General features: G+C 69.5%; 19 protein-coding genes, 1 other RNA gene and 4 pseudogenes. 16 read left to right on the plus strand and 8 right to left on the minus strand.

What is annotated here, in order from left to right:
- Positions 1-8: 8 nt before the first annotated feature.
- The gene (locus GVO57_RS08160; RefSeq protein ID WP_160592732.1) at positions 9-188 is read right to left on the minus strand and encodes a hypothetical protein; all 180 of its coding nucleotides are present in this window, start codon (positions 186-188) and stop codon (positions 9-11) included.
- Positions 189-386: 198 nt separating this feature from the next.
- Here GVO57_RS08160 and GVO57_RS08165 point away from each other — a divergent pair, with 198 nt between their 5' ends.
- The 7 genes and pseudogenes from GVO57_RS08165 to GVO57_RS08195 all read left to right on the plus strand — a co-directional run bounded on the left by GVO57_RS08165 (position 387) and on the right by GVO57_RS08195 (position 8,957).
- Complete coding sequence (locus GVO57_RS08165; protein ID WP_160592733.1) at positions 387-1,790, plus strand: globin-coupled sensor protein; 1,404 nt, start codon at positions 387-389, stop codon at positions 1,788-1,790.
- 56 nt (positions 1,791-1,846) lie between these two features.
- Positions 1,847-2,728 carry a 4-(cytidine 5'-diphospho)-2-C-methyl-D-erythritol kinase gene (locus GVO57_RS08170; protein WP_160592734.1) on the plus strand — a complete coding sequence of 294 codons (882 nt, stop codon included), beginning with the start codon at positions 1,847-1,849 and terminating at the stop codon, positions 2,726-2,728.
- Positions 2,729-3,013: 285 nt separating this feature from the next.
- Positions 3,014-3,808 carry an enoyl-CoA hydratase/isomerase family protein gene (locus GVO57_RS08175; protein ID WP_160592735.1) on the plus strand — a complete coding sequence of 265 codons (795 nt, stop codon included), beginning with the start codon at positions 3,014-3,016 and terminating at the stop codon, positions 3,806-3,808.
- Positions 3,809-3,818: 10 nt separating this feature from the next.
- Positions 3,819-4,568 carry an N-formylglutamate amidohydrolase gene (locus tag GVO57_RS08180; RefSeq protein WP_160592736.1) on the plus strand — a complete coding sequence of 250 codons (750 nt, stop codon included), beginning with the start codon at positions 3,819-3,821 and terminating at the stop codon, positions 4,566-4,568.
- 65 nt (positions 4,569-4,633) lie between these two features.
- Positions 4,634-6,355, plus strand: coding sequence for a dihydroxy-acid dehydratase (gene ilvD / locus GVO57_RS08185; protein ID WP_160592737.1), 1,722 nt, complete (start codon positions 4,634-4,636; stop codon positions 6,353-6,355).
- A gap of 18 nt (positions 6,356-6,373) precedes the next feature.
- Positions 6,374-7,767, plus strand: a pseudogene (locus tag GVO57_RS08190) (NAD(P)H-hydrate dehydratase).
- Positions 7,764-8,957: a class I SAM-dependent RNA methyltransferase gene (locus GVO57_RS08195; RefSeq protein ID WP_160592738.1), complete on the plus strand. Its 1,194-nt coding sequence runs from the start codon at positions 7,764-7,766 to the stop codon at positions 8,955-8,957. Before GVO57_RS08190 ends, GVO57_RS08195 begins: the two are co-directional and overlap by 4 nt.
- Here the strand turns inward: GVO57_RS08195 and GVO57_RS14980 are convergent, their stop codons facing one another.
- Positions 8,958-9,383 carry an MAPEG family protein gene (locus tag GVO57_RS14980; protein ID WP_160592739.1) on the minus strand — a complete coding sequence of 142 codons (426 nt, stop codon included), beginning with the start codon at positions 9,381-9,383 and terminating at the stop codon, positions 8,958-8,960. It abuts the gene before it with no gap.
- A 205-nt stretch (positions 9,384-9,588) separates the two neighbouring features.
- On the opposite strand from GVO57_RS14980, the gene GVO57_RS14985 reads away from it, so the two are divergent.
- Positions 9,589-10,701 carry a collagen-binding domain-containing protein gene (locus tag GVO57_RS14985; protein WP_233281298.1) on the plus strand — a complete coding sequence of 371 codons (1,113 nt, stop codon included), beginning with the start codon at positions 9,589-9,591 and terminating at the stop codon, positions 10,699-10,701.
- Positions 10,702-10,826: 125 nt separating this feature from the next.
- Here the strand turns inward: GVO57_RS14985 and GVO57_RS08210 are convergent, their stop codons facing one another.
- Together GVO57_RS08210 and GVO57_RS08215 are read right to left on the minus strand one after the other, a co-directional pair.
- Positions 10,827-11,876: a 1,9-bis(guanidino)-5-aza-nonane synthase gene (locus GVO57_RS08210; protein ID WP_160592741.1), complete on the minus strand. Its 1,050-nt coding sequence runs from the start codon at positions 11,874-11,876 to the stop codon at positions 10,827-10,829.
- Between the two features lie 119 nt (positions 11,877-11,995).
- Positions 11,996-13,231 (minus strand): type III PLP-dependent enzyme, encoded by a 1,236-nt coding sequence (locus tag GVO57_RS08215; RefSeq protein WP_160592742.1) that lies wholly within the window; start codon positions 13,229-13,231, stop codon positions 11,996-11,998.
- A gap of 159 nt (positions 13,232-13,390) precedes the next feature.
- Here GVO57_RS08215 and GVO57_RS08220 point away from each other — a divergent pair, with 159 nt between their 5' ends.
- Entirely contained in the window at positions 13,391-14,389 is a 999-nt protein-coding gene (locus GVO57_RS08220) for a threonine ammonia-lyase (RefSeq protein ID WP_407695682.1), read from the plus strand.
- 9 nt (positions 14,390-14,398) lie between these two features.
- Positions 14,399-14,572 carry a hypothetical protein gene (locus GVO57_RS14620; protein ID WP_201752607.1) on the plus strand — a complete coding sequence of 58 codons (174 nt, stop codon included), beginning with the start codon at positions 14,399-14,401 and terminating at the stop codon, positions 14,570-14,572.
- A 15-nt stretch (positions 14,573-14,587) separates the two neighbouring features.
- On the opposite strand, the gene GVO57_RS08225 is transcribed toward GVO57_RS14620, so the two are convergent.
- Together GVO57_RS08225 and GVO57_RS08230 are read right to left on the minus strand one after the other, a co-directional pair.
- The gene (locus GVO57_RS08225; RefSeq protein ID WP_160592744.1) at positions 14,588-15,040 is read right to left on the minus strand and encodes a MarR family winged helix-turn-helix transcriptional regulator; all 453 of its coding nucleotides are present in this window, start codon (positions 15,038-15,040) and stop codon (positions 14,588-14,590) included.
- A gap of 80 nt (positions 15,041-15,120) precedes the next feature.
- A complete protein-coding gene (locus GVO57_RS08230) occupies positions 15,121-15,777 on the minus strand; it encodes an alpha/beta hydrolase (protein ID WP_160592745.1) in 657 nt (218 codons plus the stop codon).
- A gap of 185 nt (positions 15,778-15,962) precedes the next feature.
- On the opposite strand from GVO57_RS08230, the pseudogene GVO57_RS08235 reads away from it, so the two are divergent.
- The 6 genes and pseudogenes from GVO57_RS08235 (at position 15,963) to GVO57_RS08260 (ending at position 20,761) form a co-directional block, all read left to right on the plus strand.
- Positions 15,963-17,035: pseudogene (locus tag GVO57_RS08235) on the plus strand (cysteine desulfurase family protein).
- The gene (locus tag GVO57_RS08240; RefSeq protein ID WP_160592746.1) at positions 17,032-18,147 is read left to right on the plus strand and encodes a cysteine desulfurase family protein; all 1,116 of its coding nucleotides are present in this window, start codon (positions 17,032-17,034) and stop codon (positions 18,145-18,147) included. The pseudogene GVO57_RS08235 and the gene GVO57_RS08240 overlap by 4 nt, the downstream one beginning before the upstream one ends.
- Positions 18,144-18,478, plus strand: a pseudogene (locus GVO57_RS08245) (2Fe-2S iron-sulfur cluster-binding protein). The gene GVO57_RS08240 and the pseudogene GVO57_RS08245 overlap by 4 nt, the downstream one beginning before the upstream one ends.
- 88 nt (positions 18,479-18,566) lie before the next feature.
- Positions 18,567-18,665, plus strand: an RNA gene (gene ffs / locus GVO57_RS08250) — signal recognition particle sRNA small type.
- An 84-nt stretch (positions 18,666-18,749) separates the two neighbouring features.
- Positions 18,750-20,435: a DNA polymerase III subunit gamma/tau gene (locus tag GVO57_RS08255; RefSeq protein WP_160592747.1), complete on the plus strand. Its 1,686-nt coding sequence runs from the start codon at positions 18,750-18,752 to the stop codon at positions 20,433-20,435.
- A 2-nt stretch (positions 20,436-20,437) separates the two neighbouring features.
- The gene (locus tag GVO57_RS08260; RefSeq protein WP_160593906.1) at positions 20,438-20,761 is read left to right on the plus strand and encodes a YbaB/EbfC family nucleoid-associated protein; all 324 of its coding nucleotides are present in this window, start codon (positions 20,438-20,440) and stop codon (positions 20,759-20,761) included.
- Positions 20,762-21,009: 248 nt separating this feature from the next.
- On the opposite strand, the pseudogene mtgA reads toward GVO57_RS08260, so the two are convergent.
- A pseudogene (mtgA, locus tag GVO57_RS08265) lies at positions 21,010-21,728 on the minus strand (monofunctional biosynthetic peptidoglycan transglycosylase).
- Between the two features lie 156 nt (positions 21,729-21,884).
- Positions 21,885-22,787 (minus strand): RNA polymerase sigma factor RpoH, encoded by a 903-nt coding sequence (gene rpoH / locus GVO57_RS08270; RefSeq protein WP_160592748.1) that lies wholly within the window; start codon positions 22,785-22,787, stop codon positions 21,885-21,887.
- Positions 22,788-22,832: the final 45 nt, after the last annotated feature.

Raw genomic sequence — 22,832 nt, forward strand, 5'->3', positions numbered from 1 at the left:
ACCGGGCGTCATAGCCCGAAATCGTCGCCGCGCTGGATGCGCCGGGCAAGCGTCTCGCGCATGCTGCCGACGCCGCTGTCGTCATCGCCGCAGTCGTTCGGCAGCGGCGCGATGCGCAGCCGCCGCCGCCGCACGGCGCAGAGCGCCAGCAGCAGCACCGCCAGGCTCGCCCAAAGCGCAAGAAGCACCGGATCCATCACCAGAGCGGGGATAAATGGCGACCGGTTAAGAAAGTCGCTGCGCAGGCCGGGCCGTTAACCGCGATTAACTGTCGGCTGGTGCGCGTCATGCATCTCGCGCCCGCTATAATACACATCAATGATCAATATGAGCGCGGGCTGCCGGTGAACAGGCGCGGGGCGGCCGGCTGGACGAGGACAGAGACCATGGCCCATCCCGAAACGGCGACCCGGCTGGATTTTGTCGGTTTTTCAAACGAGCGGCGCGAATTGCTCGCCCAGTCGCGCGAGATGATCGCGCGCGCGATGGGGCCGGCGCTCGACCGGCTGTACAAGAAGATCGCCGCCCATCCCGAAACCGCGCGGATGTTCAACGGCGCGTCGCACATCGATGCCGCCAAGCGGCTTCAGTCCGATCACTGGGGGCATTTGTCGGGCGGCGCGTTCGACGCCGATTATGTCGCGCGGGTGAAGCGCATCGGCGCGCGCCACGCCATGATCGGGCTGACGCCGCAATGGTATATCGGGTCCTACAGCGTCATCCTCGATTCGCTGATCGAGACGATCGGCGCGGAAAAGGGCGCGGGCGGCCTGTTCGGCCGCGGGCGCGGCGATACCCGGTTCGACCAGATCCGCGCCATCGTGATGGCCGCACTCATCGACCTTGAAATGTCGGTATCGATCTATTTCGAGCAGGAACAGGCGAGCCGCGCCGAAGCGATGGCGGCGGTGACCGAGCGCGAACATGCACTGTCCGAGCTGCTCGGCGCGATCAACGGCAGCGTCGGCGCGATCAAGACCGGGGCCGATGAAATCGCCCAGGCGTCCGAGGATCTGGCGCGGCGGACCGAAAGCAATGCCGCGAGCCTTGAGGAAACCTCTGCCGCCATCGCGCAGATGGACCAGCGGCTGAAGGCAACCGCCGAAGCCGCCGGCCGCACCGTCGAGCGCGCCGATGGCGCCATCGCCACGGTCGATACCGGCCGCTCGGTCGCCGAGGAGGCGGTGGCGGCGATGGAGCGTGTGTCCGAAAGCGCCAAGGGCATCGACAGCGTGATCGAGGGCCTCGACAAGATCGCGTTCCAGACGCGCGTTCTGGCGATGAACGCTGCGGTCGAAGCAGGCCGCGCCGGCGAGGCGGGGCGCGGCTTTGCGGTCGTTGCCGATCTGGTCGGCGCGCTCGCCATGCGGTCGGAGGAAGAGGCCAAGCGCGCCCGCGAACAGCTGACCGCGACGCAGGGCGATGTCAGCACGGCAGTGGCCGCCGTGCAGAAGGTCGATGGCGCACTGGCGGCGATTTCCGAAGATGTCGGCCGCGTGCACGAACTGCTCGCGGTGATGGCCAATGACAATCAGGCCCAGGCGACGGCGATCACCGAGGTGTCGGCCGCCATCGGCGTGATGGACCGCACGACCCAGCAGAATGCGGCAATGGTCGAGGAAACATCGGCGGCGGCCCGCAACCTGACGACCGAGGTCGACCGGCTGGCCGCGCAGGCAGGCGGGGCCGGGGCAGGCGGGGCCGGATCGGGCGGGGCGGCGCAGGCAAGCGTCAGGCCCGGCTTGACGGTGCAGTCGTCCGCCGGGGCGCGGATGCCGGTCGCCGCCTGACCCGATGATCGCCGCCGCTCTTGGCGGCGCGGCGCAAAACCGGCATGGCGCGCGGCATGACGCGCGCCCATGCCACCACCCCCGATAACCACGCCGCCGCCGGCTGGCTGGTCGAGCCTGCGCCGGCCAAGATCAACCTCGCGCTCCATGTCCGCGCGCGGATGGCCGATGGCTATCACCGGATCGAGACGATTTTCGCTTTCGCCCGCGATGGCGACATGCTCGCCGCCCGGCCGGACGCCGACCTTCAACTTGCCATTGACGGGCCGTTCGCCGCCGGGCTGGACGCGGGCGCGGACAATCTGGTGCTGCGCGCTGCCGAGGCGCTGCGCGCCGCGACCGGCATCCGCGCCGGGGCGGCGCTGCGGCTGACCAAGGCTCTGCCCATCGCCGCCGGCATTGGCGGCGGCTCCAGCGACGCCGCTGCCGCGCTGCGCCTGCTCGCGCGGATGTGGGGCGTTGAGGCCGATCTCGATGCGATTGCCCGCACGCTTGGGGCCGATGTGCCCGCCTGTCTGCACAACCGCGCGGTGATGGGCACGGGGCGGGGCGAGGAGCTGGTGCCGCTGGCCGGGGCGGAGCGGCTGACGGGGATGCCGCTGCTGCTCGTCAATCCCGGCGTGGCGATGCCGACCGGCCCGGTGTTCAGGGGCTGGGACGGGCAGGATCGCGGGCCGCTCACCATCGGCAATGATCCGCTGGCGGCGGCACGGGCCGGGCGCAACGATCTTGCCCCGCCGGCGATGGCGCTGGCCCCGGTGATTGCGCGGCTGGTGGGCTGGCTGGCGGCGCGGCCCGGCGCGGTGCTGGCGCGCATGTCGGGATCGGGGGCGACCTGTTTTGCGCTGTTCGAACAGGTCGATGCGCGCGACGCGGCGGCGGACGCCATCGCCCGCGACTGGCCGGATGCATGGCGGATGGCCACCAGCCTGGCCTGACCGGTTCCGGGACGCGGCCTGACCCGATCGTCCTGTCGCGGGACAGTCACATTTCCCCGCATCGCCCGGATTCGAGGGGTGGCCGGGATGGCACGGCTTTTGCTGAACGACCCGGGAACGAATCGGCGCGCCCGCCGGCACGCTCATTCGCCCATGGTCCATGCGCGGCGTATCGGCGCATGCATCATGTCCGGGCGGGGACGCGATCCTGTTGATCGCGCGCCCCGCCCTTCTTTTTCGGACGCTGGGTCGGGCATGGAATATCGTTCGCTTTCCGATACTTTGATGACCCTGCGCGGGGCACGTGGTGCGCGCGCCGCCATGTTCGAACTCTCGCTCGACGGCCCGGTCGCCCGGCTGACCATGGATCGTCCTCAGGCGCGCAACGGCCTGCGCACCGAAGACTGGCGCGCGCTCGCCGCGCTGATCGAGCAGGCCGGCCGGCTGAAGGCGCGGGCGATCCTGGTCCGCTCGCTGGTGCCCGGCTGGTTCAGCGCGGGGATCGACACCGGTGAACTGGCGACGCTCCATGCCGATCCGGCGGAACGGCTGCCCTATCGCAATGCGATGCGCCAGGCGCTGGACGGGATCCGCCATTCGCCGCTGCCGGTGATCGCCGAAATCGACGGTGCCTGTGTCGGCGCCGGCGTCGCGCTGGCTGCGGCCTGCGATGTCAGGCTGGCCGGGCCGAATGCCAGCTTCGCGATTCCCGCTGCCCGGCAGGGAATCGGATATCTGATTGAAGACATTGCGGGATTACGTGATCTGGTCGGCGGCGGACAGGCGGCCCGGCTGCTGCTGGGCGCGGTCAGGATCGATGCGGCGGAGGCTGAACGCATCGGCCTGGTCGAACAGCAGGGGCATGATGTGGCGCGGCTGGCCGCCGATCTGGCGCAGGACATGGCCGGCCATGCGCCCGGCGCGCTTGCGCTGCTCAAACAGGGGCTGGCGCTCGCCGCCGCCGGGCGGCGCGCCGATGAGGGGCATGACCGCGCCTGCGACGCCGCGCTGGGCGGGGCCGAACTCGCCGAAAGCTATGCCGCCGCGCGCGAACGCCGCCGCCCCGATTTCGCGCGCTGATGCCCGCCTGATGACCAGTCCCGATCGCGCCAGTCCCTATCGTGCCAGTCCTTACCGCGAACGCGTGGGCGGGCCCGGCGCGCTGATCGTCGTCGATCATGCCTCCGCGCATGTGCCGCCGGACGTCGATCTCGGCATCGATCCGGCGCTGGTCCAGCGCCATATCGGCTGGGACATCGGTGCGGAGGCGGTGGCCGATCTGCTGGCCGACCGGCTGGGCTGCCGGGCGCTGTTCGGCACCGTGTCGCGGCTGGTGATCGACCTGCACCGTGAAGAGGATCATCCCGCGCTGATCCCGGTGGCGAGCGACGGCCATGCCATTCCCGGCAATGCCGCGCTGGATGCCGCCGCCCGCGCCGCCCGCATCGCCGATTATCACCGGCCCTATCATGCCCGGCTGGCGGCGATGATCGACGAGGCGCGGCCCGACCTGATCGTCGCCGTGCACAGCTTTACCCCGCGGCTCGAAACCGCGCCCGACGGTGCGCGGCCCTGGCAGGTGGGCATTCTCTACAATCAGGACGAGCGGGCGGCGCGGGTGGCGATCGATGCCCTGCGCGCGATGGGCATCGTGACCGGCGACAATGAACCCTATTCGGGGCGGCTGCTCAACGCGACGATGAACCGCCATGCCGAGGCGCGGGGCATCCCCTATCTGGCGATCGAGGTGCGTCAGGATCTGATTGACGATGCGGCGGGCGCGCGCACCTGGGCAGAGCGGCTGCTGCCCGTCATCCGCCAATGCCGCGCAATAAAATGACAATCGTGGGCGCGATTTAGAAAGGCTCTTGCGCCGGCCGCGGCCTTTCGGACATAGCGCGGGCCATGACCCGCATTTTCGACAAGAGCCGCCTGCCGTCCCGCCATGTCTCGGTCGGGCCGGAACGCGCCCCGCATCGCAGCTATTATTACGCCATGGGGCTGACCGAGGAGCAGATTGCCCGCCCCTTTGTCGGCGTCGTGTCCGCCGGCAATGACAGCGCGCCATGCAACACCGCGCTCGACGCGCAGGCCGATGCCGCGCGCGGCGGGGTGGAGGCGGGCGGGGGGCTGCCGCGCCGGTTCAACACCATCACCGTCACCGATGGCATCGCCATGGGCCATCAGGGGATGAAGTCGTCGCTCGTCAGCCGCGAGGTGATTGCGGATTCGATCGAACTGTCGGTGCGCGGCCATTGCTATGACGCGCTGGTGGGTTTTGCCGGGTGCGACAAGTCACTGCCCGGCATGATGATGGCGATGCTGCGCCTGAACGTGCCGAGCGTGTTCGTCTATGGCGGCTCGATCCTGCCGGGCAGCCATCATGGCCAGGATGTGACCGTGGTCGATGTGTTCGAGGCCGTGGGCCAGCACGCCGCCGGGCACTGCCCGCTCGAAGAGCTGATCGCGCTCGAAAAGGTCGCCTGTCCGGGGCACGGCGCCTGTGGCGGGCAGTTCACCGCCAACACCATGGCCTGTGTCGCCGAAGCCATCGGCCTGTCGCTGCCCAACTCCAACATGATGCCCGCGCCCTATGCCGGGCGCGCGGCGCTTGCCCATGCGGCGGGGGTGGCGGTGATGGACTGTCTGGCCGCCGGCCTGCGCCCGCGCGACATCTGCACGCGCGAGGCGTTCGAAAACGCCGCCCGCGTCGTCGCTGCGACCGGCGGGTCGACCAATGCCGCGCTGCACCTGCCCGCGATGGCGCATGAGGCGGGGATTGCGTTCGATCTGTTCGACGTCGCGGAGATTTTCCGTTCGACCCCCTATCTTGCCGATCTGAAGCCGGGTGGCCGCTATGTCGCCAAGGACATGTATGAGGCGGGCGGCGTCTATATGCTGATGAAGACCATGCTCGCGGGCGGCCTGCTGCACGGCGACTGCAAAACGGTGAGCGGCCTGACGCTGGCCGAGAATATCGACCGCGTCACCTGGAACCCCGACCAGAAGGTGATCCGCGAGGTGACGAACCCGATCACCCCGACCGGCGGGGTGGTGGGGCTGAAAGGCAGCCTTGCGCCGGAGGGGGCGATCGTCAAGGTCGCGGGCATGGCGCGGCTGAGCTTTGCCGGTCCGGCGCGGGTGTTCGACTGCGAGGAAGACGCCTTTGCCGCCGTCGAGGCGCGCGACATTGCCGAGGGATCGGTGATCATCATCCGCTATGAAGGCCCGCGTGGCGGCCCCGGCATGCGTGAGATGCTGTCGACCACCGCCGCGCTTTACGGCCAGGGCATGGGCGAGAAGGTCGCGCTGATCACCGACGGGCGGTTTTCGGGGGCGACGCGCGGCTTCTGCATCGGCCATGTCGGGCCCGAGGCGGCGGTCGGCGGGCCGATCGCGCTGGTCGAGGATGGCGACATGATCCGCATCGATGCGGTCGCCGGCACCATCGACCTTGATGTCGCAGGCGATGTGCTGGCCGAACGCCGCGCCCGCTGGCAGCCGCGCGCGCATGACTATCAGTCGGGCACGCTGTGGCGCTATTCCCGGAATGTCGGCCCGGCGGTGGGCGGGGCCGTCACCCATCCCGGCGGCAGCGCCGAAACCCATATGTTCGCGGACATTTAAAACCGTTAGGGACGGGGCATGTCCCGCCCCGTCCTGACCGCCGCCGAAACCCGCGCCGCTGAAGACCGGCTGATCGCCGCCGGCACCGGTGCCGATCAGCTGATGGAACGCGCGGGGGCCGGGCTGGCGCGGGCGGCGCTCATCCATGCCGGGCCGCTGCCGGCGCTCATCTGTTGCGGGCCGGGCAATAATGGCGGCGACGGCTATGTCGCGGCGCGGCTGCTGCGCGATGCGGGGCTGGACGTGATGGTCGCGGCACTCGGCACGCCGCCCGGCGGCGCGGCGGCGGCGGCACGCGCGGCGTGGGACGGGCCGGTCGTCGCGCTCGATCAGGCAGTGCCCCGGCCGCTTCTGATCGATGCCGTGTTCGGCACCGGCCTGTCGCGGCCGCTTGCCGATCCGGTGGCGGATGCGCTCGCCCGGCTGGCGGCGGCGGCGCAGGTGTCGGTCGCCGCCGACCTGCCGAGCGGGGTCGACACCGACAGCGGCGCGCTGCTGGGTGCGGTCACGCGGTTCGACATGACGGTCGCGATGGGCGCGCTCAAGCCCGCCCATCTGCTGCAACCGGCGGCTGCGCTGTGCGGGCGGCTGGTGGTCGCCGGGATCGGCCTTGATGCGGCAGCGCCGACCCATGAGCTTGCCGCACCCCGGCTGCCCGTGCCGGGGGCGGGCGATCACAAATATTCGCGCGGGCTGGTCGCCGTCATTGGCGGGGCGATGCCGGGCGCGGCGGGGCTGGCGGCGGTCGCCGCCGCGCGCGCCGGGGCCGGCTATGTCCGGCTGATCGCCGACATGCCGGGCGATCTGCCCGCGACCTTGCCCCCTGCCACCTTGCCTCATGCGATCGTCCAGCAGGGCTGGGACGAGGCCGCGCTGGCCGATCCGCGCACCGCCGCCATCGTGGTCGGGCCGGGGCTGGGGCGTGACGGCGGGGCGCGGCGGCGGCTGGATGCCGCCTGCGCCGCCGGGCGGCCGCTGGTGATCGACGGCGATGCGCTGCACCTGCTGCCGCGCACCCGGCCCGCACCCGCGGCGACCGTGCTGACCCCGCATGACGGGGAGTTTGCGGCGCGGTTCGGCGACCTGCCGGGCAGCAAGCTTGACCGCGCCCGTGCCGCTGCCGTCCGGGCCGGGGCGGTCATCGTTCTGAAAGGGGCCGACACGGTGATCGCCGCCCCGATGGCCGGGCGGCGATTGCGCCCCCGGCTTCGCCCTGGCTGTCGACCGCCGGCACCGGCGATGTGCTGGCGGGGGTGATCGGCGCGCTGCTGGCGCGCGGGCTTGATCCCTTTGCCGCCGCCGGTGCCGGGGTGTGGCTGCACGCCCGCGCCGCCGACCGGCTGGGGGCGGCGTTCATCGCCGATGATCTGGCGGCGGCGATCGGGGCCGTGGCCGGGGAGGCCGCGCGATGAGCGGGGTCGAGATCGTCCGCGTGGCCGCGCGCGGGGAGGGCGTGACCGCCGATGGCCGCCATGTGCCGCTGGCCGCGCCCGGCGACCGGGTGACCGATGATGGCCGGGTGCTGCCCGGTCCGCACCATGCCGACCCCGTCTGCCGCCATTTCCCGGCCTGTGGCGGCTGCCAGCTCCAGCATCTCGATACCGACAGCCTCGGCGCATTTGTGCGCGACCGCATCGCCTCGGCGCTTGCCGCCCAGGGCGTGGCGGCGCCCGATTTCGATCCCGTCCATCTGTCGCCGCCGCGCACGCGCCGGCGTGCCGGCCTGTCGGTGCGCCGTGCCGGGCGGCGGATCCTGATCGGCTTCAACCGCGAACGCAGCCATGTGATCGAGGATCTGGCCGAATGTCATGTGCTGCATCCGGACCTGTTCGCGCTGGTCGCGCCGCTGCGCGCGCTGATGGACCGGCTGCTGCCCGCCCGCGCCGCCGGGGCGACGCTGCGCCTGACGCTGGCCGATCAGGGCATCGACCTGCTGATCGAGGGCATGGCCGCTGACGGGCTGGCGGCGATCGAGGCGCTGGGCGATTTCGCGCGCGGCCACGCCCTGGCGCGGCTGGCGCTCGACGATGGCGGCGGCCCGCAGACATTGTGGGAACCGGTGCCGGTCACGGTCACGCTCGGCGGCGTGCCGGTCGGCCTGCCGCATGCCGCCTTTCTGCAGGCAACTGCGGACGGGGAGGCGGCGCTGGTCGCCGCCGTGCGCGACGGGGTTGGCGCGGCGCGGGTGGTGGCGGACCTGTTTTCGGGGCTGGGCACATTCGCGCTCGCGCTGTCCGGGCGCGTCTATGCGGCAGAGGCGGCGCGCGACGCCGTGCTGGCGCTCAAGGCCGCGCGGCCGGGCATTTTTGCCGATCACCGCGACCTTTACCGCCGGCCGCTGCAGCCCGCAGAGCTTGACCGGTTCGAAGCCGTCGTCCTCGATCCGCCGCGCGCCGGGGCCGAGGCGCAGGCGGCGCTGATCGCCGCCGCCCGCACGCCGCGCATCGCCTATGTGTCGTGCAACCCGGCGACCTTTGCCCGCGATGCCCGCATCCTGGCCGGTGGCGGCCTGAGGCTCACGCGCATCGTGCCGGTCGGCCAGTTCGGCTGGTCGACCCATGTCGAGCTGTGCGGCATTTTCGAGCGCCGATCCGCCGGCTGATTACAACGCAAACACCCGCATCGCCGCGCCCGCCGCCAGCCCGAACAGGCACAGGGTCCCCAGCACGTGCAGCGCAAACCGCACCGGGATGATGTTGACCGTCGACTGGAAAATGCTGTGGATAACCCTGAGGGCAACATAGCCCCAGGCGAACATCAGGTTCGGCCCCGATCCCGCACCGGCAAGCGCGAGCGTCAGCGCAAGCGCATAGAACAAAGTCGGCTGTTCCATCAGATGATTGTAATTATCGGCTTTCCAGCGGGTTTCCGCCGGCAGCTGCTCCATCAGCGTCTTGGGCGGCACGCGCGGATCGAGCGTGATCTTGGCGCGGCCGATCGCCGGCAGGCGCGTCGCATACATCCACAGCCACATGATCAGCGACCATGACGTCAGCGCCACCACCGGCCCGAGAATTGGACTGTTCAAACCGCGTCTCCCCCGTTTTTCGAACGCCAAGGCTGCCCGATTGACCGGGGCCTGTCCATCATCGGGACAGATCGGATCGCAATGGCACAGTTTTCCCGCATTTCCGCCAACGACACTGCTTCCCCGACCGTTCCGGATATGACATGACGTCACCACAAGGGATGTGAGGAGAAACCCGCAAATGCGTGGTGCGTTGCTGGCGGCGGTGGCCGCGTTGACTGTCGTTCCGGCCCCGGCGATGGCGTCGGAGGTGATCGGCCGCGGGACCACGATCCTGCGTGAGCTGAACCTGTTCACCACCGGCAATGTGGTGATGAGCCAGGAGGTCGAGGGCAAGAGCTTCATCGGCGGCAACCTGGAGGGCGGTGGCCAGTTCGGCATCGGCAGCGGCGAACAGGGTTTCATCAATCCCGCAACCGGCGCGCTGCCGACCGCGACGATCGTCGGCAATGCCAATGTCAGCGGCCTCCAGCTCAATGGCGGCACGATCCCCGGCGGCGGCCTTGTCGGCCCGCGCGGCATCGATATCGGCGGCACCCTGACGGGCGGGCTGAACGTCAACGCGACCGGTTCGGCCGTTCGGATCGGCGCGTTGTCCAACGCCAATGTCAACGGCGCGAGCGGCGGGTCGATCAGCTGGGGCAGCCGCACCAACAGCAATGTCAACGGCAATGGCTCGACCACCGGCCAGGACGCGGCCCTTGGCAGCGGCTTTCAGGCGTCGCTTGCGGCCAAGCGCGATGCTCTGGCGGCCGATCTGACGGCCTTTTCGAACGAACTGCGCACCTTCGCGCCGACAGCGTCGATCAACATGGCCGACCCGAACAATGTCCGGTTCGACGTCGGCAGCCAGACCGGGACCGTGGTGTTCCGCATCGCCGATGCGGCCGCGTTCTTCAGCTCGGCGGCCTCGCGCGCATTCAGCTTCAACGCCGGTGCGGCCGATGCGATCATCATCAATGTCGGCAGCGCGACCCCGCTCGACTCGCTCATTGTCAGGCAGAACTTTCTTGGCAACGGCGATCTCTATTCGCAGCGGGTGATCTGGAACTTCGACCCGTCGATCCGCGAGATCACGTTCGCCAACTCGTTCGTCGGCTCGGTCGTGGCGCTTGGCAGCCGCGTCGATAACCGCAACTTCCTGCAGGGCTCGGTGGCGGTGCGGTCGCTGGTCATGAATGGCGAGATCCATCTCGGCAACTTCAACGGCACGATCAACGCGATCCCCGAACCCGCGACCTGGGCGATGATGATCGGCGGCTTCGGCCTTGTCGGCACGGCGATGCGCCGCCGCCGCGCGGTGCCGCTCGCCGCCTGAGCGTCCAAGACACCCACACATGAAAAACCCCGCCGGACCTGTGGTCCGGCGGGGTTTTCTTTTGGCTCGGCGTGGGGGCCGAACGGGCCGGGCCGCAGCAGCGCGGCCCGGCCCCTTTGACCGGATCAGTCGAACAGCTTGCCCCAGGCGCGCTTGGCGCGGGTGCGCCAATGGCCGCGATGATAAGCGTCGGAGGCGAGCAGCGGCATGACCGAGCCGGCCTCGGCGAACACCATCTGCTCCAGCGCGGTGTCGACCTTGCCCCAGCTCGCCGCTTCCTTGAGCGTCGAGGACGAGCAGGCACCGTCGCGCACATCGGCGACGGTGATCTGCACGGCATATTTGTGCATCTCGACATCGTCATGGCCGAGGATTTCGGCGCACACGACCGTGTCCTGGATGAAGTTCTTGGGCACGCCGCCGCCGATCATCAGCAGGCCGGTGGTGCCGGCCTTGATCTTGATGTCGGTCAGTTCGCGGAAATCGGCGATGGCGTCGAGCACCATATAGGGCTGGCCCTGCTTCATCCGGTCGACCTGATGCTTGACGAGGCCGAAGCCCGCCGAGCTGTCGACAAAGGCCGGGCAGAAGATCGGCACGTCATGCTCATAGGCAAGCTTGACGAGGCTGTTTTCCTTCTTGCCGTGTTCGGCCAGATATTTGCCCATCTCGCGGATGAAGGCGCGCGACGAATAGGCACGCGGCTCCAGGCTGTCGGCGATGCGGCCGATCGTGTGGTCGCAGTCCTGCAGCGCCTCTTCGTCGATATAGGTGTCGTAGATGCGGTCGATGTAGAGCGAACGCAGCGTGTTGTCGTCCGGCACCTCGAGCGCCTGATAATGCTTGTGGCCAAGCCCTTCGAAGAAATCCATGTCGACGATCGACGCGCCGGTCGCGACGACACCGTCGACCATGTTCGAGCGCACCAGCTCTGCATACAGGTCCATGCAGCCGCCGGCCGAGGTCGAGCCGGCGATCACCAGGAAGATCGAGCAGTCGGGATCGGCGAGCATCTGGTTGTAGATGCCGGTCGCGCGGGCGAGATCGCGGCTGGTGAAGCTCATCTTGCCCATCGCATCGACGATCGGGCGCGCGTCGAAGCTGCGGATGTCGATATGCTCGACGGTCTTCGACAGAAGCTCCGCCTTGCGGGTGTCGTTCACGATATCGGTCATGCCTGGTCTTTCCACATGGTCATCGGCCGCAGTCGTTGGGGAAGGGGACGCGGAAACCCGAACGGGCGTCCGACCCCGCCAGGGGCCGGACGCCAAACCCGAAAAATGCCCGGCGGGCGTTACAGCTTGACGACGTTGCTCGCCGGTTCCGCCGTGCGGCCGGCATAAAGGGTCGTCATCGGCTCATCCGCCACGGTCACCGTGCGCGCAGTGCCGAAGCCGTTGAAGCCGGTGCGCATCGCGCAGCCATAGGCACCGAGCATCCCGACCTCGATATAGTCGCCGGCGGCGATATCGGCGGGCAGCATGAACGGCCCGGCCATCCGGTCCATATCGTCGCAGGTCGGACCGTAAAAGCTGAACGCCATCGGCTTGGTGCGGCTTTCGGTGTCGCGCAGCAGCGTGACCGGAAAGCGCCAGCCGACATGGGCGGCATCGAACAGCGCCCCATAAGCGCCGTCATTGATGTACAGCTCGTCACCACGGCGCTTTTCGACGCGCACGATCAGCGATGAATATTCCGCGCACAGCGCCCGGCCCGGTTCCGCCCACAGTTCGGACGAATAGCTGACCGGCAGCTTTTCGAACGCGCGGTGGATGGTCTCGAAATACAGTTCGAGCGGCGGCGGCTCCATGCCGGGATAGGAGGACGGGAAGCCTCCCCCGACATCGATCACGTCAACCGTCACCGCGGCCTCGACGATCGCCTGGCGCACCCGCTCCATCGCCTGGGCATAGGCGTCGGGCGTCATCGCCTGGCTGCCGACATGGAAGCAGATGCCGAGCGCATCGGCGACCTGCCGGGCGGCGATCAGCAGCTCCTTCGCCTCGACCGGCGACACGCCGAACTTCGACGCGAGGCTGAGCTTGGAATAATCCGACGAGACGCGCAGCCGCACGCACAGCGTCAGATCAGCCGCCGGGGTGCCGTCGGGCGCGCGGGTGGCGCGGACGATCTTGTCCAGCTCCTCCATCGAATCGAGCGAGAAGGTGCGCACACCATGGCCGAAATAGGCCTCGGCAATCGCTTCTTCCGCCTTCACCGGATGCATGAAGCACAGCACCGCTTCGGGCAGCGTGGCGCGCACCATCCGCACCTCGGCGATCGAGGCGACGTCATAATGGGTGACGCCCGCGTCCCACAGGATGCGGATCAGGTCAGGCGACGGATTCGCCTTGACCGCGTAAAGGGTCCGGCCGGGAAACTTCTCGACGAAGAAGCGGGCCGCGCGCCGTGCCGCATGGGGGCGGACGAGCGTGACCGGCTCTGCCGGGCAGGAACGGGCGACGTCAATGCCGGTCACGGCATTGTTGGGGACGCTTGCTAGCCCCAGCGCGCGATGATGCTTGTGCAACTCAAGGGACCTCCAATTGCCTTACGGCGTACGTGGCGACAAAAGCTGCCTTGCGGTGGAAGTCCCATGGGGCAGCGGAGGCGCGATATATGGGCGGGGGTCCCCCCTGTAAAGAGCCGAATCCTGATCTGTTTCAATTGCAAGACAAAGGGGTGGGCGTTGCGCCAGCCGGATCGCGAAGGTGTCGTCAAGGCACTGGAAAAGATAAGTAAAATCGTGCCGCCCACGCCGCTGCTCAGCGCGCGGATCGGGGACGCTGCGTGCTGGCTGAAGGCCGAATCGCTCCAGCCCATGGGCGCGTTCAAGCTGCGCGGGGCGTGGCACCGGCTGACCGCGATTCCGGAGTCGCAGCGCGCGCGCGGCGTCGTCGCCTTTTCATCCGGCAACCATGCCCAGGGCGTCGCCTGGGCGGCGGCGCGGCTGGGGATGCCGGCGGCGATCGTGATGCCCGCCGATGCGCCCGCCGCCAAGCGCGCCAACACCGCGGCGCTGGGGGGAGAGGTGATCCTTTACGACCGGCTGACCCAGTCGCGCGAACAGATCGCCGCCGAACTGGCCGAGGCGCGCGGGGCCGTGCTGGTGCCAAGCTTTGATGATCCGTTCGTGGTCGAAGGGCAGGGCAGCGTCGGGCTGGAGGCGGCGGCGCAGGTCGCGGCGCTGGGCGGCGGGGCGATCCGCCGGGTCGTCACCTGCTGCGGCGGCGGCGGGCTGGCCGCCGGGCTGGCGCTCGCCCTGCCCGATGCCGAGATCGTGACCGTGGAGCCGGAGGGGTGGGACGACATGGCGCGTTCGCTCGCCGCCGGGGAGATTGTCGGCGTCGGGCCGAACCCGCCCGCCACCGCCTGCGACGCGCTGCAGACCTTTCGGGTCGCGCCGCTGACCTTCGGCATCCTGAGCGCGCGCGGCGCACGCGGAGTCGCGGTCAGCGAAGCCGAAACCGGCGCGGCGATGCGCTGGGCGTTTGAACGCTTGCGGCTGGTGCTGGAGCCGGGGGGCGCGGTCGCGCTGGCGGCGATGCTCAGCGGGCGGGTGGCGCCAGAGCCGGGGACGCTGGTGATGCTGTCGGGCGGCAATGTCGATCCGGGCCTGTTCGCGCGCATGGCGCGGCTCGACGCGGCAGACGCGGACGCTTCACAGCCCGGCCCGGAAATGCTCTAGGGGCGCGCGATGAACGCCACTGCCGCCCTTGTCCTGTCCGTCCTCATGATCGCATCCGCCGGGCTGCTGCTGGGCGGGATCGCGACGCTCCGGCGCGGTCTGGGGCAGGATCGCAGGCGCGGCTGGCTGATGATCGTCGCCGCGCTGGTGCTCGCCGGCAATGTCGCCATCCTGACCGTCTGAACGGCCAGCCGGCGATCAGCCTGCGGCCGGCCGGTCGGGCAGGTTGTCGAACACCCGGCGGATTTCCTGCAGGGTGGTCAGCGCCTGGCCAAGATCGTCATCGGCAAACTCCGACATCAGCGGCAGCACATCGGGGGCGACCATCTTGACCGCCGCCTCATGCGCGGCCTGCCCCGCCGGGGTCAGCGCCACGATCTCGTCCTCGCCCTCCGGGCGGCGCGCGACCAGCCCGCGCGCGGCGAGCACGTCCAGATGCGTCGCCGTCTCGGCTTCGTCGATCTGGAACACCCAGGCCAGGATCGAGCGCCGCTCGGTCTGGCGGTTGTTGCGGATGAAATAATTGAGCAGGCCGAACTGCTCGGCGCTCAGCCCCAGCGGTTCGATCGGGCCCAGATAATTGCGCACCAGATGCTCGACCCGGGCGATTTCGACGAACAGGTCGAGCAGCAGCTTCTCGCGGTCGGCCATGGCATTTTCCCCCCGTTCCGGCCTCGGCCCAAGCTGGGGCCCGCCCCAGATCACGGCACCGGTCATCGCCTGTGTTCCGCTCAGCGGATCGGACAGCCGGGGTCGAGCCGGAAGTCGAGATAGCGGTCGACGCTGCCCATCAGCTGCGGCATTTCATGTTCGAAGAAATGGTTCGCACCCGGCACGGTGTCGTGGTGGATGGTGATGTGCTTCTGCGTGCGCAGCTTGTCGACCAGCTTCTGCACGGCAGAGGGGGTGACCACTTCATCGGAATCGCCCTGGATGATGATGCCCGAAGCCGGGCAGGGCGCGAGGAAGCTGAAATCATACATGTTGGCGGGCGGCGCGACCGAGATGAAGCCGCGCACCTCTGGCCGGCGCATCAGCAGCTGCATGCCGATCCACGCGCCGAAGCTGACGCCGGCAACCCAGGTCTGCTGCGCTTCGGGGTGGAAGCTCTGCACCCAGTCGAGCGCCGAGGCCGCATCCGACAGCTCGCCGACGCCATTGTCGAACGTCCCCTGGCTCTTGCCGACGCCGCGGAAGTTGAACCGCAGCACGGCGAATCCGCGCCGGGCGAATGTCTGGTAAAGCGACTGGACGATGCGGTTGTTCATCGTGCCGCCGGCCTGGGGGTGCGGATGAAGGATCATCGCCACCGGCGCGCGCGGGCGGGGCGGGGGCGAGAAACGACCTTCGAGACGACCCTCGGGGCCGGGAAAAATCACTTCGGGCATAGCACCTTGATCGAAAAATGGGCCATCGGGACAGGCGCGCGGGTGGCGCTTGAGCGTGAGGCTATATAGGATTGGCGGGCCTGCGCGCAAATAGGCGCGGCTGATCGCCCGGCGGGCGACATGATCCGGGGCGGGACATGGGTGCTCCCGGTCATGGGGTGACGAAGAGGGCGGACGGACAGGTGATGCAGCGGCTCTACCTCGATCATGCGGCGACGACGCCGGTGTCGCTCGAGGCGCGCGAGGCGATGAAGGCCGGTTTTGCGCGCTGGGCCAATCCGTCCTCGCCGCATCAGGAAGGCCGCGCGGCGCGTGCGGCGCTTGAGGATGCGCGGCGGCGGATCCTGGCCGCGCTCGGCTGGCAGGGCGAGCTGATCTTCACCTCGGGCGCGAGCGAGGCGATCGCCATCGCGCTGGGCCGCGCGGCTGCCGATGCGCGGCTGGTGTCGGCGGTCGAGCATGATGCGGTCCACCGCCTGTCGGGCGATGCCTATTTGCTGCCGGTGGGGCCTGACGGGCTGGTCGCCGCCCATGCGCTTGAAGGACGGCTGGGCGCGCTTGGCGCGCGGCGGCCGCTGGTCGCGATCCAGCAGGTCAATAACGAAACCGGGGTGATCCAGCCGCTGGGGACCTGGCCCCGGTGGTGCGCGCGGCGGGCGGCATGCTGTTTGTCGATTGCGCCCAGTCGGCGGGCAAGCTGCCGCTGCCCGAGGCCGATCTGATCACGGTCTCGGCGCATAAATTCGGCGGTCCGCCGGGCATCGGCGCGCTGCTGGTGCGCGATCTGGGGCTGATCTCCGCCACCGGCGGCCAGGAAAAAGGCTATCGCCCGGGCACGGAGAATCTGCCTGGTGCGCTTGCCATGGCCGCCGCGCTCGAAAGCCAGCGCGGCTGGGTGGAGCGGGCGGGCGATCTGCGCGCGCATCTTGACGGCGCGATCGAGGCGGCGGGGGGCGAGAGCATCGCCCGGCGCGCGCCCCGGCTGGCGACCATCGCCAGCTACCGCATGCCCGGCGTCGCCGCATCGGCGCAGCTGATCCAGTTCGATCTGGCGGGAATTGCGGTGTCGGCGGGCAGCGCCTGTTCGTCGGGCACGCTCAAGACCAGCCATGTGCTCGCCGCCATGGGCTGGGACGATGAGGCCGCGCGCGAGGTGGTGCGCGTCAGTTTCGGGCCGGAAACCAGCCGCGCCGACATTTACCGCTTCATCGAGGTGTGGACGCGCATCGCCCGCGATGCGCGGGCGAGGGCGGCATGACGCCCATCTATCTCGATTATCAGGCGACGACCCCGCTCGCGCCCGAGGCGCTGGCGGCGATGGGCCCTTGGCTTGAGGCGCGTTTCGCCAATCCGCATTCGCCGCACCGGCCGGGGCGCGAGGCGGCAGCGGCGGTGGCGTTTGCGCGCGAACAGCTGGTGGCGGCCATCGGCCTGGCCGGCGGGCGGCTGGTGTTCACATCGGGCGCGACCGAGGCGGTCAATCTGGCGATCAAGGGCGCGGCCTGGGCCAGCCCGCGCCGCCGCCGCATCGTCGCGCTGGCGAGCGAGCATGCCTGTGTGCTCGACACGCTGGGCTGGCTTGGCCAGCGCGGGTTTCAGCCGGTGCTCGTGCCGGTGGGCGCCGACGGGCTGGTCGATCCCGACCGGCTGGCGGCGGCGGTCGATGACGATACGCTGCTGGTCGCGGCCATGCTGGTCAACAACGAGATCGGGGCGATCCAGCCCGTCGCCCGCATCGCCGAAGTGGCGCGGGCGGCGGGCGCGCTGTTCCTGTGCGATGCCGTGCAGGGGCTGGGGCGGGTCGCCATTCCCGATGCCGATCTGGTCGCTGTATCGGCGCACAAGATCCATGGTCCCAAGGGGATCGGCGCGCTGTGGGTGCGCGACGGCGTGGCGCTCGAACCTTTGCTCCATGGCGGCGGGCAGGAGGGCGGGCTGCGTTCGGGCACCCAGGCCCCGGCGCTGTGCGCGGGCTTTGGTGCGGCGGCCGAACTGGCGGCGGGGCGGATGGTCGAGGACCGCGCCCATGCCGAGGCGCTGGCCGCGCGCGCGCGTGCCCGGCTGACCGGCTGGCAGATCAATGGCGGCATTGAGCAGCGCTGGCCCGGCAACCTCAATGTCCGGTGCGCCGGGCTGGATGCGGCGCGGCTGATCGCCGATGTGCGCGGTGTCGCCTTTTCGGCGGGCAGCGCCTGTGCGAGCGGATCGGGCCGGCCGAGCCATGTGCTGCGCGCGATCGGCCTTGCCGATGCCGAGGCGCGGGCGAGCATCCGGCTGGGCTTTGGCCGCTATACACGGGTTGAAGAACTGAACCGCGCGCTCGACATGATCTTGGACGCGGCGGACAAGCAGGGGCTGAAGGCGGCATGATCAGGATCCGGTTCGAACGCGCCGATGGCGGCACCGTGCGCGAGATCGAGGCGCAGCCGGGCGAAAGGCTGCTGACCGTCGCCCAGGCCGATGGCCAGCCGCTTGAGGGCACGTGCGAGGGGCAGATGGCCTGTTCGACCTGCCATGTGATCGTGGCAGCGGCGGATTTCGACCGGCTGCCCCCGCCGCCGAGGCCGAGGAAGACATGCTCGACCTCGCCGCCGGGGCGACCCGCACCAGCCGGCTTGCCTGCCAGATCGTGCTGACCGAGGAGCTGGACGGGCTGACCGTGCGCATCCCGGCCGAGGCGCGCAACATGCAGGGCCGCTGACCGGGCTTCTGGAGAGGGCGCGGGAAGGGGCCGGGCGGGGGCGGGCGCGCCCATGCTTGCAACCGCCCGCATCATCGCCCATATGCGGCGCGGGAGTCGGGCGGACGGTGCCGTCGCCAACCCGGTCAGGTCCGGAAGGAAGCAGCCGTAACGATTTTCGTGCCGGGTCGTTCCGGCTCCCACCTTCACCTTTCGTCGGTTTCTTCCCACGCGCCCCCGATGGCCGGCGAAGTGTTTCCCCTTGGCCTGAAACCGCACTAGAAACCGGGCAATGTCCGAGTCTTCCCAAGCTTACCGCGTCCTCGCGCGCAAATACCGGCCGCAGCGCTTTTCAGAGCTGATCGGCCAGGACGCGATGGTGACGACGCTGGGCAATGCGATCCGGCGCGGGCGGCTGGCGCATGCGTTTCTGATGACCGGGGTGCGCGGGGTCGGCAAGACATCGACCGCGCGGCTGATCGCCAAGGCGCTCAACTGCATCGGCCCTGACGGGCAGGGCGGACCGACCATCGATCCGTGCGGCCAGTGCGATCCGTGCCGCGCGATTGCCGAGGGGCGGTTCATCGACGTGCTCGAACAGGATGCGGCGTCGAACACCAAGGTCGAACAGATGCGCGACCTGCTCGACACCATCCCCTATGCCCCGGTGTCGGCGCGCTTCAAGGTCTACATCATCGACGAAGTTCACATGCTGTCGAACGCGTCGTTCAACGCGCTCCTGAAGACGCTTGAGGAACCGCCGCCGCATGTGAAGTTCATTTTCGCGACCACCGAGGTCCACAAGGTGCCGGTGACGATCCTGTCGCGGTGCCAGCGTTTCGATCTGCGGCGCATCCCCGCCGAGCTGCTCGCCGGGCATTTCGCCCATGTGTGCGCGGCCGAGGGCGTGGCCGCCGAGCCGGAGGCGCTGGCGCTGGTCGCGCGCGCCGCCGAAGGGTCGGCGCGCGACGGCCTGTCGATCCTCGATCAGGCGATCGCCCATGCCGATCTGGAGGGCGAGGGGCAGGTAACCGCCGCGCAGGTGCGCGACATGCTCGGCCTGTCCGACCGGGGAGCGATCCGGCGGCTGTTCGGGGCGGTGCTGGCCGGCGATGCCGCCGCTGCGCTTGCCGGCCTGCGCGCCCAATATGATCATGGCGTCGATCCGGCGACCGTGCTGCGCGGGCTGCTCGAGACCGTGCACGGCGTCACGCTGGAGCGGATGGGCGCGGGGGCCGATCCCGCCCAGTCGGCCGAGGAGCGCGAGGCGCTGGCGGGATGGGCGGCGCGGCTGTCCTTCGTCCAGACGCACCGGCTGTGGCAGCTGCTGCTCAAGGGCCATGACGAGGTGGTGCGCGCGCCGATGCCGATCGAGGCGGCGGAAATGGCGCTGCTGCGCGTCATCCATGCCGCCGAACTGCCCGACCCGGCAGAGCTTGTCCGCCGCCTCGCGCGCGGCGATCTGCCCGCGCCGGGCGGGCCTGCCGGTCCGTCCGGGGGCGGCGGTCATGCCGGTGCGCCCCAGGCGTCGGATGCGCCGGTCGCGCCGCTCGCCCCCGCATCCGGTGCCGCCGAACCGGCGCCGTCGCCCGACGCGCCGGCCGATTTCCGCGCCTTTCACGATCTGGTCTATGCCGACCGGCCCCGGCTGGCGCTGCACCTGCATGACGATGTCGGGCTGATCCACTATGCGCCGCCGCTGGTGCGGCTGCGCCCGCTCAGGCCGCTGCCGGGCGAGTTTCTGCGCGATCTGGTGGCCGTGCTGCGCCAGCGCACGGGGATGAACTGGACGGTCGAGCTGGTCGATGGCGCGGCTGCGCCGTCGCTGCTTGAGCAGGAGCGGGCGGCGGAGGCGGCGGCGCGGCAGGCGATTCTCGACATGCCGGTGGTGAGCGCCGCCTTTGCCGCCTTTCCAGACGCCGAGCTGATCGACTACAGCCCGGCAATGCAGGCGCGCGGCCGCGCGCAAGGGAGCTGATGATGAAAAGTCTCGACGATATCCTGAACATGGCGAAGAATGTTCAGGACGAACTGACCAAGGCGCAGGCCAATCTCGACCATATCGAGGTCGAGGGTGCGGCCGGCGGCGGTCTGGTCAAGGTCCGCGCCACCGCCAAGGGGCGCATCATCGCGGTCGATATCGATCCGTCGCTGCTCGCCCCGTCGGAAAAGCAGATGCTGGAGGATCTGGTCGCCGCCGCGTTCAACGATGCGCGCGCCAAGGCCGATCAGGCATCGAGTGCTGAAATGAGCAAGATGACCAGCGGCCTGCCGCTGCCGCCGGGCTTCAAGCTGCCGTTCTGAAGCGTTGTTTGTGCTGCGCCGTGAGGCGCAGGGGCGTGTTGTTTGCTGCGCGCCTTACGGCGCGTGGGCGGCACCGGCCCGCTCCCCCACCCGGCCTCCCATAGCGTAACCTGCCGCCCATGAGGCCGGGTGGGGGAGCGGGCCGGTGCCGTTCTTCCCAAACAAACGACCCCGGTGCCGCCCCCGCGCCGCGAGGCGCGCAACAAAAAACCCCGCCGTGAGGCGCGGCACAACCACACCACCCCGTTTCAGCGCAGACAGCCGTCCAGCCGGTCGCGCTTGACCGCGCCCATGCGCCTGAGGATCGCATTGCCATAGCGCCGCGTCGCGCCCGTCGGGGCGGTGGCGGCGCGTTTCTTGGGCAGCGGCAGAACGGCGGCGATCCGCGCCGCCTCCACGGTCGTCAGCCGGTCCGCGCCGTGCCGGAAATAGCGTTTGGCCCCGGCCTCGACGCCATAGGTGCCGATGCCGGTTTCGGCGATGTTCAGATAGACTTCCATGATCCGCCTTTTGCCCCAGATCGCCTCGATCAGCAGCGTGAACCAGGCCTCCAGCGCCTTGCGGACATAGCCGCCGCCCTGCCACAGAAAGGCGTTCTTCGCCGCCTGCTGGCTGATCGTCGATCCGCCGCGGATGCGGCCGCCCTGGGCGTTGCTGATCGCGGCCGCCGCGATTGCATCGACGTCGAAGCCGTGATGGCTGCAAAAGCGCGCATCCTCGGCCGCGATCGCCGCGCGCGGCATGTCGGCGTCGATGCGCGACAGCGGCGTCCAGTCCTTGGTCACGCTGCGCCCGGCCAGAATGTCCCCGGCCATGGTGAAGGTGAAGGGCGGGGCACGAAGCGGTAAAGCGCCACCCAGATCACCGACCCCAGCACAAAGCCGATGCCGGCACGGATGAGCAGCCGGCCGGGCCGGAACCGGCGGGGGCGGTCAAAGGGCGAGGAACGACGTGCGCGCTTGGCCATCGCCGGTCTTTAGAGCGTTTTCAGGCCGGGTGGAATCACCCGGCGGCCCGGAAAACGCGGCAAAACAGCAAGCTGGACCGCTTAAAAAACAGATCCTCCCCGGCCCGGGCCGGGGAGGATCGTGGAACCGTGCCGGACGGCAGCAGCCGCCGGATGTCAGGCGGGCAGCAGCCGCCGGTCGCCGGCCAGCCGCAGCATCGCGCGCTGCAGCTTTTCAAAGGCGCGCACCTCGATCTGGCGCACCCGCTCGCGGCTGACGCCGTAAACCTGGCTCAGCTCCTCAAGCGTCTTCGGCTCTTCGGCCAGCCGCCGCTCGGTCAGGATGTGGCGCTCGCGGTCGTTCAGATCGTCCATCGCCTCGACGAGCAGCTGGTGGCGCACGTCGCGCTCCTCGGCATCGGCCAGCCGTTCGTCCTGCAGCGGATCATTGTCGGCGAGAATATCCTGCCACTGGCCCTCGCCATCCTCGCGCATCGACACGTTGAGCGAGCTGTCGCCGCCCATCGCCATGCGGCGGTTCATGCTGATCACATCGTCTTCGGACACGCCGAGATCGGTCGCGATCTTGGTCACGTCCTCGGGCCGGAGATCGCCGTCCTCGAACGCGTCGATGCGGTTCTTCATCCGCCTCAGGTTGAAAAACAGCTTTTTCTGGGCGGCGGTGGTGCCCATCTTCACCAGCGACCAGGACCGCAGGATGAACTCCTGGATCGAGGCGCGGATCCACCACATTGCATAGGTCGCCAGGCGGAAGCCCCGGTCCGGCTCGAACTTCTTCACGCCCTGCATCAGGCCGATATTGCCTTCGGAAATCAGCTCGGACACCGGCAGGCCATAGCCGCGATAGCCCATCGCGATCTTGGCCACGAGCCGCAGATGCGAGGTCACCAGCTGCGCCGCCGCTTCCGGGTCCTGATGCTCCTGATAGCGTTTGGCGAGCATATATTCCTGCTCGGGCGTCAGGATCGGATATTTGCGGATCTCGGCCAGGTAGCGGTTGAGGCCGGCCTCGCCGCCCAGCGCCGGGATGGTCGCGGGTACGTTCTTGCCACTGGCCATTGTTCATTCTCCCTGCCGTCGCCGCGCCCTGTTCGGGCGGGCATC

Origin of the sequence: Sphingomonas changnyeongensis, assembly GCF_009913435.1 — a bacterium.
GTDB lineage: Bacteria > Pseudomonadota > Alphaproteobacteria > Sphingomonadales > Sphingomonadaceae > Sphingomonas_B > Sphingomonas_B changnyeongensis.